General features: G+C 68.0%; 11 protein-coding genes and 1 pseudogene. 10 read left to right on the top strand and 2 right to left on the bottom strand.

Going from position 1 to position 9,650, the window contains the following annotated elements; translation table 11 throughout:
* The 3 genes and pseudogenes from ACK4IU_RS07375 to ACK4IU_RS07365 form a co-directional block, all read left to right on the top strand.
* Positions 1-331: pseudogene (locus ACK4IU_RS07375) on the top strand (DNA mismatch repair protein MutL); the annotation flags it as partial.
* Positions 328-1,488, top strand: coding sequence for a DNA recombination protein RmuC (locus ACK4IU_RS07370; protein WP_409733183.1), 1,161 nt, complete (start codon positions 328-330; stop codon positions 1,486-1,488). The pseudogene ACK4IU_RS07375 and the gene ACK4IU_RS07370, both read left to right, overlap by 4 nt.
* The gene (locus tag ACK4IU_RS07365) at positions 1,485-2,012 is read left to right on the top strand and encodes a HutD family protein (RefSeq protein WP_409733181.1); all 528 of its coding nucleotides are present in this window, start codon (positions 1,485-1,487) and stop codon (positions 2,010-2,012) included. The genes ACK4IU_RS07370 and ACK4IU_RS07365 overlap by 4 nt, the downstream gene beginning before the upstream one ends.
* A 54-nt stretch (positions 2,013-2,066) precedes the next feature.
* Here the strand turns inward: ACK4IU_RS07365 and ACK4IU_RS07360 are convergent, their stop codons facing one another.
* On the bottom strand, positions 2,067-2,714 hold the full coding sequence (locus tag ACK4IU_RS07360) for a ChrR family anti-sigma-E factor (RefSeq protein ID WP_409733179.1): 648 nt from the start codon (positions 2,712-2,714) through the stop codon (positions 2,067-2,069).
* Positions 2,715-2,728: 14 nt separating this feature from the next.
* Positions 2,729-3,271 (bottom strand): sigma-70 family RNA polymerase sigma factor, encoded by a 543-nt coding sequence (locus ACK4IU_RS07355; protein ID WP_409733177.1) that lies wholly within the window; start codon positions 3,269-3,271, stop codon positions 2,729-2,731.
* A gap of 336 nt (positions 3,272-3,607) precedes the next feature.
* Here ACK4IU_RS07355 and ACK4IU_RS07350 point away from each other — a divergent pair, with 336 nt between their 5' ends.
* From ACK4IU_RS07350 to modA, 7 genes are all read left to right on the top strand, one after another.
* Positions 3,608-4,903 (top strand): NAD(P)/FAD-dependent oxidoreductase, encoded by a 1,296-nt coding sequence (locus tag ACK4IU_RS07350; protein WP_409733175.1) that lies wholly within the window; start codon positions 3,608-3,610, stop codon positions 4,901-4,903.
* Positions 4,900-5,649: a DUF1365 domain-containing protein gene (locus ACK4IU_RS07345; RefSeq protein ID WP_409733172.1), complete on the top strand. Its 750-nt coding sequence runs from the start codon at positions 4,900-4,902 to the stop codon at positions 5,647-5,649. The genes ACK4IU_RS07350 and ACK4IU_RS07345 overlap by 4 nt, the downstream gene beginning before the upstream one ends.
* A complete protein-coding gene (locus ACK4IU_RS07340) occupies positions 5,609-7,042 on the top strand; it encodes an MFS transporter (protein ID WP_409733203.1) in 1,434 nt (477 codons plus the stop codon). Before ACK4IU_RS07345 ends, ACK4IU_RS07340 begins: the two co-directional genes overlap by 41 nt.
* Positions 7,039-7,626: a DUF3833 domain-containing protein gene (locus ACK4IU_RS07335; protein ID WP_409733170.1), complete on the top strand. Its 588-nt coding sequence runs from the start codon at positions 7,039-7,041 to the stop codon at positions 7,624-7,626. The genes ACK4IU_RS07340 and ACK4IU_RS07335 overlap by 4 nt, the downstream gene beginning before the upstream one ends.
* A complete protein-coding gene (locus ACK4IU_RS07330) occupies positions 7,623-8,363 on the top strand; it encodes an SDR family NAD(P)-dependent oxidoreductase (protein WP_409733168.1) in 741 nt (246 codons plus the stop codon). Before ACK4IU_RS07335 ends, ACK4IU_RS07330 begins: the two co-directional genes overlap by 4 nt.
* 64 nt (positions 8,364-8,427) lie before the next feature.
* Complete coding sequence (locus tag ACK4IU_RS07325) at positions 8,428-8,811, top strand: winged helix-turn-helix domain-containing protein (protein WP_409733166.1); 384 nt, start codon at positions 8,428-8,430, stop codon at positions 8,809-8,811.
* Positions 8,812-8,865: 54 nt separating this feature from the next.
* Positions 8,866-9,648 (top strand): molybdate ABC transporter substrate-binding protein, encoded by a 783-nt coding sequence (modA, locus tag ACK4IU_RS07320; RefSeq protein ID WP_409733164.1) that lies wholly within the window; start codon positions 8,866-8,868, stop codon positions 9,646-9,648.
* Positions 9,649-9,650 lie beyond the last annotated feature (2 nt).

Here is a 9,650-nt window from a genome sequence, read left to right as displayed (position 1 = left end):
GATCGAACCCTTCGGCGGATCTGCGGTGGCCATCCGCGAGACCCCCGCCGTCCTCGGCCCGGTCAACGGCGCGGCGCTGCTCCGCGACATCCTCGACGAACTCACCGATCAGGGCGACAGCCAACTGGTGCGTGCGAAGATCGACGCGATCCTGTCGCGCATGGCCTGTCACGGCTCGATCCGTTCCGGCCGCCAGATGCGGCCCGAGGAAATGAACGCCCTGCTGCGCGAGATGGAGGCGACGCCCCTCTCCGGCCAGTGCAACCACGGCCGGCCGACCTATGTGGAACTCAGCCTCCACGACATCGAACGGCTGTTCGGCCGCCGATGATCACGCTGTTCGGCCAGACCTATGCCTGGAACGCCCCCGAGGTCCTCGTCCTCGGCGGCCTCGTCGCGCTGCTCCTCGGCTTCCTCGTCCTGATCCTGCGCACGGCGGCACGGTCGGCCTCGGCCGCCGAACCGCTCGCCCGCGAGGTGGCCTGGCTGTCCAGCCGCATCCAGCAGATCGGCGACGGCCAGCAGCAACTGGCCGGCGGCCTGCACCATGTCAGCGAGGCGCAGGCCGTCAGCCAGACCGCGATGCTTCAGGTCATGGAACAGCGCCTCGCCGAGGTGCAGCGCCAGATGACCGAGGCGCTGCATGGCACCTCGACGCGCACCGCCCGGTCCCTGGGCGAATTGCAGCAGCGGCTGGAGACCATCGACAAGGCGCAGGCGAACATCGAGAAGCTGTCGGGCAACGTCTTGTCGCTTCAGGACATCCTGTCGAACAAGCAGACGCGCGGCGCCTTCGGGGAAATCCAGCTGCATGATATCGTGCAGAAGGCCCTGCCGAAGGACGCCTACACGATGCAGGCGACCCTTTCCAACGGCCGCCGCGCCGACTGCCTGATCCACCTGCCGAACCCGCCCGGCCCCATCGTCATCGACGCCAAGTTCCCGCTCGAGGCCTACGAGGCGCTCCGCCGCGCCGACACGCCGCGCCTGGCGCAAGAGGCCCAGCAGCTGATGCGGCAGGCCGTCCGCGCCCATGTCCGCGCCATTGCCGAGAAATACATCCTGGAGGGCGAGACCGCCGACGGCGCGCTGATGTTCCTGCCGTCAGAGGCGGTCTATGCCGAATTGCACGCGAATTTCCCCGACCTGGTGCGCGAAGGCTTCGCCGCGAAGGTCTGGATCGTCTCGCCCACCACCTGCATGGCGACGCTGAACACGATGCGGGCGGTGCTGAAGGACGCAAGGATGCGCGAACAGGCGGGGGCGATCCGGCGGGAACTGTCGCTTCTCTATGCCGATGTCGAGCGGCTGGGCGCGCGGGTCGAGAACCTCGACCGCCACTTCGGACAGGCGGCAAAGGACATCGAGGAAATCAAGATCTCTTCCGACAAGGCCACGAAACGCGCCCGGCGACTGGACAATTTCGACTTCGAGGAACTGGCCCCGGACGATCCCGCCCGCGTCATCGGACCGACGGCCGCCGAATGATCCACCTCACCGCCGCCGACTACACCCGCCAGCCCTGGAAGAACGGGCGCGGCAGCACGACCGAGCTGTGGCGGCTGGAGCGGCACGGGCAGCTTCTGGTCCGCCTGTCGCGTGCGGCGGTGGTCGAGGACGGACCATTCTCGCTGTTTCCGGGGATCGAGCGGAACCTGACGGTCCTCTCGGGCCCCGGCTTCCGGCTGACCGGGCCGGGGATCGACCTGCGGTGCGAGCCGCTGGTGCCTGTGGCCTTTCCGGGCGACGTGCCGGTCGAGGCCAGCGAGACGCAGGGGATGCAGTCCGACGATTTCAATGTGATGACCGCCCGCAGCCTGCCGAAACCGCAGGTGACGCCAGCCCAGAACGACAGCCTGCCAGCCGGCGGCACGCTGGCGCTTTATGCGCTTGGACCCTGCCTGGTGAACGGTCGGGCTGTGCAGCGCGACGACCTTATCCTGACCGAAGGCGCGGCCCGGCTTCAGGGCGACTGGCCGGTGCTGGCGGTGCGGCTTCACGGTCTGACCTGACGGCACCACGCCCGAAGCCCAGGAACTTGTGCCAAAAATTCTTGGGCCGCGCGCTCAGATGCGCAACAAGGGCTGCGCAAGCCGCGGGATCAGCCCACGGAACCGCAGCGGCGCATCCGTGGCGGCAAGGCAGATGCAGTCCTCACCCGCGAGTGCTACCGGGGTATGTTCCAGATCCTCGTCGGCGATCTCGATGTCGCCGCGACCGAAACGGTCGTTGTCATCGGCAAAGGCGCCCTGCAGGACCAGCGTCAGCTCCATCCCCCGGTGGCCATGGTCGGGCACCGCTGTCCCCGCCGGAATGTAGAGCAGCCGGGCCGAGGCGTCCTTGCCGGTGGGCAGGATCGCCTGCTTCACCCCGCCGCCGACCTTGCGCCAGCGCACGGCGGACAGGTCGCCGCCCACGTAATCCGCCAACGGCGCCGGAAAGATGCCCGCGGGTTTCAGCGGCTCGGACCGGGTCGCCTGCGGCAACCCTTCGATGCGTTCCAGCGCGCGGGACAGGGCGTCCTCGCCCATAGCGATCTCCTCGGCTTCTTCCAGCAGCGCGCCGCCCACCGCGTCGAAGGACGCCGCCCGCGCCCGGCACTCGTCGCAGAGCGACACATGCGTCGCCACGACAAGGTTGAACGCCTCGGGCAGCTGGCCGGCGGCGTAGGCCATCAGCAACTGGTCCGAAAGATGATGGCGTATCGTCGTCATTCCCGTCCTGGTCCTTACCCCAACTGGTGGCGCAGTTTTTCCAGCGCCAGCCTTATCCTCGACTTGATCGTGCCCAGCGGCAGCCCCGTCTCGGCAGCGATCTCGCTGTGCGACAGGTCACCGTAGAAGGCGCGCTCGATCAGCACCCTCTGCGGCGCGGGCAACGCGGCCAACGCGCGCCCCAGCCGCTCCGTCTCCTGCTGGGTCTCCATCACCTCTGCCTGGTCAGGCTCAGGCTCCGGTCCCCAGTCCAATTCCTCGGGCTCGGCCCGGCGCGCCTTGCGCAGCGCGTCGATCCGCCGGTTGCGGGCGATGGTATAGACCCAGGTCGCCACGCTGGCCCGCGAAGGATCGAAGAGATGCGCCTTCTGCCACAGCGTCGCCATGACGTCCTGCGCGCATTCCTCGGCCAGCGCGGCCCCCGCCCCGGACTTCATCAGGAAGGCCTTCACCCGAGGGGCAAAATGCCGGAACAGCGCCGCGAACGCCGCCCTGTCCTGATGGTCGCGTACCTTCACCAGAAGGCCGGCCCAGTCCGTCTCATCCGTCGTCGCCAACGACCCGTCCCTTTTCTGGCGCGAACCGACCCGTGCACCTATGCCCGAAGGCAGCGGCGGCAAGGCCTGTTCCGTCATAGCGGCTCTCGAGGCGTCAAGCATCATGGGCTTTCTACGCCTGCAACCCGCGAACGGATCATTTTTCAGCGAACTGGAGCGCGCCAGCCACAAGTCAAGGCTTTATGTCAACTGCATTTGACAGTTTTCTGGCTTCTGTCACGTTAGGCAAACCTGACACGAAACTTTCTTCGGTGCGGCAGCCTGTGCGCAGCGAAGGGTGATCCGATCGGGCGCCCGCTGCGTAACTGTCTCAAATAAACGAGGGAAGTCCAAGGAATGCCTTTCGAACAGTTCGGCCCCGCCCCCCGCCGCATCGCCGTGATCGGTGGCGGCATATCCGGAATGGCCGCCGCCCACCTGCTGGCCGACCGCAACTCGGTCGTGCTGTTCGAGTCCGAGCCGCGCCTGGGTGGCCATGCTCGTACCGTGATCGCCGGCAAGCGCAAGGATCAGCCGGTCGATACCGGCTTCATCGTCTTCAACCGGGTGAACTATCCCCATCTGGTGCGCCTGTTCGAGAAACTCGCCGTCCCCGTCACCGAAAGCAACATGTCCTTCGGCGCCTCGATCCGGGGCGGGGCCATCGAATACGGCCTGGCCTCGATGGACACGATCTTCGCCCAGCGGAAGAACGCCTTCAACCCGCGCTTCCTGCGGATGCTGACCGACATCCTGCACTTCAACCGCAATGCCGAGGCCGTGGCCAATGACCCCGACATGACCATCGGCGAGCTTCTGGGCCGCCTCGGCACCGGAGCCTACTTCCGCGACCACTACATCACCCCGTTCTCGGGCGCGATCTGGTCAACCCCGACCTCGGGCATCCTGAACTTCCCGGCACAGGCGCTGGTCCGCTTCTTCCGCAACCATGCGCTGATGGACTACGACGGCCAGCACCAGTGGTACACGGTCAAGGGCGGATCGATCGAATATGTCCGCCGCCTCCAGTCGGCGATGACGGCGCAGGGCGTCGACATCCGCACCGGCACCCCGGTCGCATCCGTTCGGCGCGAGGCCGGGTCGGTCTTCGTGCGCAGCCACGGCGCCGAGCCCGAACTCTTCGACGACGTGGTGTTCGCCACCCATTCCGACATCACGCTGAAGCTTCTGGCCGACGGCACGCCCGAAGAGACCGGCGCGCTTTCCGCGATCCGCTACCAGCCGAACGAGGCGGTGCTGCATTCCGACCCCGCGCTTATGCCGAAATCGCGCAAGGTGTGGTCCTCCTGGTCCTATGTCGAACCGAAGACCGGCCCCGGCGACCGCATCGACCTGACCTACTGGATGAACTCGCTGCAACCGATCCCGCAGGACGATCCGCTGTTCGTCACCCTGAACACCACCCGCCCGATCCGCGACGCGCTGATCCACGACGTGACCACCTTCCATCACCCCGTTTTCGACGTCGCCGCCTTCGCCGCCCAGGCGCGCCTGCGCACCATGAACGGCGCGCGCAACACCTGGTTTTGCGGCGCATGGATGCGCAACGGCTTCCACGAGGACGGCTTCGCCTCGGCGGTGGATGTGGTGCAGGCGATGGCGGAACGGCACGCCTTCCGGTTGGTCGCATGAGCCAGGTGCAGCGCATCCCCGCGGAAACCTTCCACGGCCGCAAGGGCGCGGTGAAGAACGCCTTCCGCTATTCGGTGGACTACCTGCTGCTCGACCCGGCGAAGGTGCAGGGTCCGGCGCTCTTCTCCCGCAACCGGGGCAACCTGATGTCGGTCCACGACGCCGACCATGGCGGCGCTCCCGGCCAGGGGCGCGGCGTGGACTGGGCGCGCGAGGTCCTTGCCCGACACCACCTCGCCCACGACCGCATCCTCCTCCTCGCCCAGCCGCGCCTGCTCGGCCATGTGTTCAACCCGGTCAGCTTCTGGCTGTCCTACGACCATGTGGGACACCTTCGCGCCGTGATCGCCGAAGTGACCAACACCTACGGCGATCGCCATTCCTATCTCTGCCACCGCGAGGATCGTGCCCCCATCACCCGCGAGGACACGATCACGGCGCAGAAGATCTTCCACGTTTCGCCCTTCCAGCCGGTCGCCGGCACCTACACGTTCCGCTTCGACATCAGGCCCGAACGGATCGGCATCTGGATCGACTACACCACCCCGGGCGGCGGCCTCTTCACCAACCTGATCGGTCCACGCCAGCCGCTGACAAACCTTGGCATCCTCGCCTCGGCCCTGCGCCGGCCCTTCGGCTCGCGCCGGGTCCTGGCGCTGATCCACTGGCAGGCACTGAAGCTGTGGCTCAAGAAGGTGAAGTTCAATCACCGCCCGACGCCCCCGGCCGAAGACATCTCCCGATGACCCGGCCCGTCCGGCCCGCCATCCTTCATCTGTCCGCAAATATCCCCGCCGGAGGCAAACGCCCGAGCCGGTTGCGCGCGCCGCGCGCGCAGAGGCGAGGCAAGAGGCTTGCGCCGACAGGCGCTCAATGTCGCTACCGCCGATGACCGCGCGCCTTCCCGCCTGGTCGCTCTTTGCCGCCCTGATCGCCATGGCCGGCCTGCCGATCTACATCCACGCACCGAAATTCTACATCGACAGCTACGGCACGACGCTGGCTGCGATGGGCCTGACCCTCGCCGGCCTGCGCCTCGTTGACGTTGTGCAGGATCCGCTGCTCGGCTGGCTTGCGGAACGCACCCGGCCGCGGCGCCGCCTGACCATCGCCGCCGCCACCGCACTCATGGCCGCCGCGATGCTTGCCCTCTTCGCCGTCGCACCGCCCGTCGCCCCTCTGGCCTGGTTCGCCCTCAGCCTGACGGTCCTCTTCTCCGCCTTCTCCTTCCTCACGATCTGCTTCTACGCCGAAGGCGTTACCAAGGCGCAGACCCTCGGCGCCCAGGGCCACATCCGCCTGGCCGGCTGGCGCGAGGGCGGATCGCTCCTCGGCGTCTGCCTTGCCGCCACCGCCCCGGTGGCGCTTGCGCCGCTCACCGCCACGCCCTTCACCGCCTTTGCCCTGATCTTCGCGGCCTTCGCCCTGGCGGCGACGCTTGCCATGCGCCAAGAATGGCAGGGGGCCGGGGCCGAACCCGCTGCGAACCCCTTCGAGCTGTTCCGCCCGGCGCTAGCCGATCCCCTGTCGCGCCGCCTGCTGCTGATCGCGCTCCTGAACGCCTCGCCGGTTGCCGTCACCTCCACCCTCTTCCTGTTCTTCGTCGAAAGCCGACTCGCCCTGCCCGGCTGGGAGGGACCGCTGCTCCTCCTTTTCTTCCTGGCCGCCGCAGCCTCCACGCCTCTCTGGAGCCTGCTGGCCCGCCGCCACGGCCCGAAGCCCGTGCTTCTGTTGGCGATGCTGCTGGCCATCGCCAGCTTCCTCTGGACCCTCAGCCTCGGCACCGGGGACCTCGTCCCCTTTGCCCTGATCTGCGCCGCCTCGGGCGCCGCGCTTGGCGCGGACCTCACCCTCCTCCCGGCGATCTTCGCCCAGCGCCTGGCACAGACCGGCACGCCCGAGGCGGCGGCCTTCGGGCTATGGAACTTCGTGTCAAAGGTGTCGCTGGCCCTTGCCGCGCTCACCATCCTGCCCGCGCTTCAGACCGCGGGCTTCCGACCGGGCGCCGCGAACACCGAATCGGCACTGAGGGCACTCACACTGATCTACGCCGGGCTGCCTTGCGTATTGAAACTGACGGCCATCGCACTGCTTGCCCGGACCCGCCTCGACATGACCCCGAAGGACGCCACGCCATGACCCCGATCCTTTCCGCCCTGTTCGGCGCGCTGGTCGTCGTCGCCCTGATCATGCTGCGAACCCGCTTCGCCTCGTTTGCCGCCCAGACCCCCGCAGACTATGCCGGCACCGGCCCCGCCTTCGACCTCCGCCGCCACCTGAACGGCCCGCTGACCTGCGAGGGCGTGATCTTCGGCCCGACCGGCCGCGTCACCTCGCGCTTCGTGGCCGAGATGACCGGCACCTGGAACGGCTCTGCCGGCACCCTGGCCGAAGTCTTCCGCTACGACAGCGGCACCGTGCAACATCGCGCCTGGACGCTTGTGCTGGCGGCTGACGGCCGGATCACCGCGACGGCACCCGATGTCGAGGGCACCGGCACGGGCCGTGTCGAGGGCTCGGGCGTCCTGTTGCGCTATCGCATCCGGCTCACGCCCGAGGCCGGCGGGCATGTCCTGGACGTGACCGACTGGATGTATCTGCTCGACAACGGCTCGATCATGAACCGTTCGCAGTTCCGCAAGTTCGGGATCAAGGTGGCCGAACTGGTCGCCACCATCCGCCCCGCCACGCCCGAGGCGCGCCAGCTGGCCGCCGCCGAATGAGGGAGTTCAGGGGCAAACGCTACTGGCTTGTCGGCGCGTCCGAAGGTCTCGGCCTGGCGCTCGCCCGGCTGATGTCGGAGGCCGGCGCCGACCTGATCCTCTCCGCCCGCAGCGAGGACAGCCTGAAGGCCGCCGCCGCAGCCCTTCCCGGACCGGCGACCATCCTGCCGATGGACGTGGGCGACAGCGCCAGCGTCGCCGCGACGGCGTCGCAACTACCAGATCTGGACGGCATGGTCTTTCTCGCCGGCGTCTACTGGCCGATGCGCGCACAGGACTGGGATGCCGAAAAGGCTGAAGCCATGGCCAACGTCAACTTCACCGGCTGCGTCCGCACCCTTGGCGCCGCCCTGCCGGGGATGGTGGCGAGGAACCGGGGGCATGTGGTCATCACCGGCTCGCTCTCGGGCTTCCGGGGCCTGCCGGGCGCCATCGGCTATGCCGCGTCCAAGGCCGGGACGATGGTGCTGGCCGAATCGCTCTACGCCGACCTGCGCAAGACCGGCGTCACCGTGCAGCTCGCCAACCCCGGCTTCATCCGCACCCGGCTGACGGCAAAGAACGAGTTCACGATGCCCTTCATCATGGACCCGGAGGTGGCCGCCCGGATCATGTTCCGCCACATGGCGCAGGGCGGTTTCAAGATCAGCTTCCCCACCCTCTTTTCCTGGCTCTTCCGGGGCGGCAACTTCCTGCCCGACTGGGCCTACTACCGGATCTTCCCGCCGCGCGGCTGACTTTCGCCCGCCTCGCGGCCGCGCTTGGCCCTTGCGCCGCGCGCCGCGCCGCGTTCAATGAGGCATGGCCGATCCCCTGTCGCATCCCACGCTTTTCCTCCGCATCCGTTTTGGCGGCGACGACATGATCGGTCCCGGCAAGGCCGCGCTCCTGGACCGCATCGCTGCCACCGGGTCGATCGCCGCCGCCGCCCGCGACCTGGGGATGAGCTACAAGCGCGCCTGGATGCTGATCGAGACACTGAACGCCATGTTCGACAGCCCGCTGGTCGAATCCTCGCGCGGGGGAACGGGCAAGGGCGGCGCTGTGCTGACCGACCGCGGCCGCGAGGTGCTGGCCGAATTCCGCGCCGTCGAACGGGCGGCAGCGGCCGAGACCGCCCCGCACCTGACCCGCCTGCAGGGCTGGCTGCGCAAACCCGGCGAAAAGATGCGACCAAAGGATTGACGCACGCACCGGCTTCACGCGATATGTTTGTCGAAACATATCGCAGGAGCCCTCATGATCCCCCGCCGCCTTGCCCTGGCCCTCGGCCTTGTCGCCCCGCTGATGCTCGGCCTTCCGGCCGCCGCCGAGGACCCCCCGGTGATCGCAGCCGCCGCCGACCTGCAATTCGCGGTGACCGAGATCGCCGCCGCCTTCACCGCCGAGACTGGGAAGGAGGTGAAGCTGTCCTTCGGCTCGACCGGCAACTTCGCCACCCAGATCCGCGAAGGCGCGCCGTTCCAGATGTTCATGGCCGCCGACCAGAAGTTCATCGCCGAACTCCACGCCGAGGGCCTGACCCGCGACGAGGGCACGCTGTATGCCGAAGGCCGGATCGTGCTGATGGCCCCGCACGGCTCGGCCCTGAAGCCGGACGAAGCGATGGACAACCTCGCCGCGCTGATCGACGCCGGCAAGCTGACCAAGTTCGCCATCGCCAACCCCGAACACGCCCCCTATGGCCTGCGCGCCATGGAGGCGCTGCAACACCGCGGGCTGTGGGAGAAGATCCAGCCGCATCTGGTGCTGGGCGAGAACGTGGCCCAGACTGCGCAATTCGCGCTGTCGGGCAATGCCGAGGGTGGCATCATCGCCCTGTCGCTGGCCCGCGCGCCCGAGGTGGCAGCACAGGGCGAATTCGCGCTTATCTCGCACGACTGGCACGACCCTCTGTTGCAACGCATGGTTCTCCTGAAGAACGCGGGCCCCGTTGCCGAGGAATTCTACGCCTACATCCAGTCTCCCCCCGCGCGCGAAATCATGGTCAGGTACGGCTTCATCCTGCCTGACGAGGGCTGATC

The organism is Tabrizicola flagellatus, from assembly GCF_046295235.1.
In the GTDB taxonomy this organism is placed as follows: domain Bacteria; phylum Pseudomonadota; class Alphaproteobacteria; order Rhodobacterales; family Rhodobacteraceae; genus Tabrizicola; species Tabrizicola flagellata_A.
The sequence above is the reverse complement of the archived record's forward strand: the minus strand, read 5'-3'. Positions and strand labels throughout refer to the sequence as shown.

Bases quoted from the DNA above. Each gene is read 5' to 3' on its own strand.
- ACK4IU_RS07365 (WP_409733181.1), top strand. From the start codon at position 1,485: ATGATCCACCTCACCGCCGCCGACTACACCCGCCAGCCCTGGAAGAAC.
- modA (WP_409733164.1), top strand. From the start codon at position 8,866: ATGATCCCCCGCCGCCTTGCCCTGGCCCTCGGCCTTGTCGCCCCGCTG.
- ACK4IU_RS07335 (WP_409733170.1), top strand. From the start codon at position 7,039: ATGACCCCGATCCTTTCCGCCCTGTTCGGCGCGCTGGTCGTCGTCGCC.
- ACK4IU_RS07345 (WP_409733172.1), top strand. From the start codon at position 4,900: ATGAGCCAGGTGCAGCGCATCCCCGCGGAAACCTTCCACGGCCGCAAG.
- ACK4IU_RS07360 (WP_409733179.1), bottom strand. From the start codon at position 2,714: ATGACGACGATACGCCATCATCTTTCGGACCAGTTGCTGATGGCCTAC.
- ACK4IU_RS07325 (WP_409733166.1), top strand. From the start codon at position 8,428: ATGGCCGATCCCCTGTCGCATCCCACGCTTTTCCTCCGCATCCGTTTT.
- ACK4IU_RS07330 (WP_409733168.1), top strand. From the start codon at position 7,623: ATGAGGGAGTTCAGGGGCAAACGCTACTGGCTTGTCGGCGCGTCCGAA.
- ACK4IU_RS07350 (WP_409733175.1), top strand. From the start codon at position 3,608: ATGCCTTTCGAACAGTTCGGCCCCGCCCCCCGCCGCATCGCCGTGATC.
- ACK4IU_RS07370 (WP_409733183.1), top strand. From the start codon at position 328: ATGATCACGCTGTTCGGCCAGACCTATGCCTGGAACGCCCCCGAGGTC.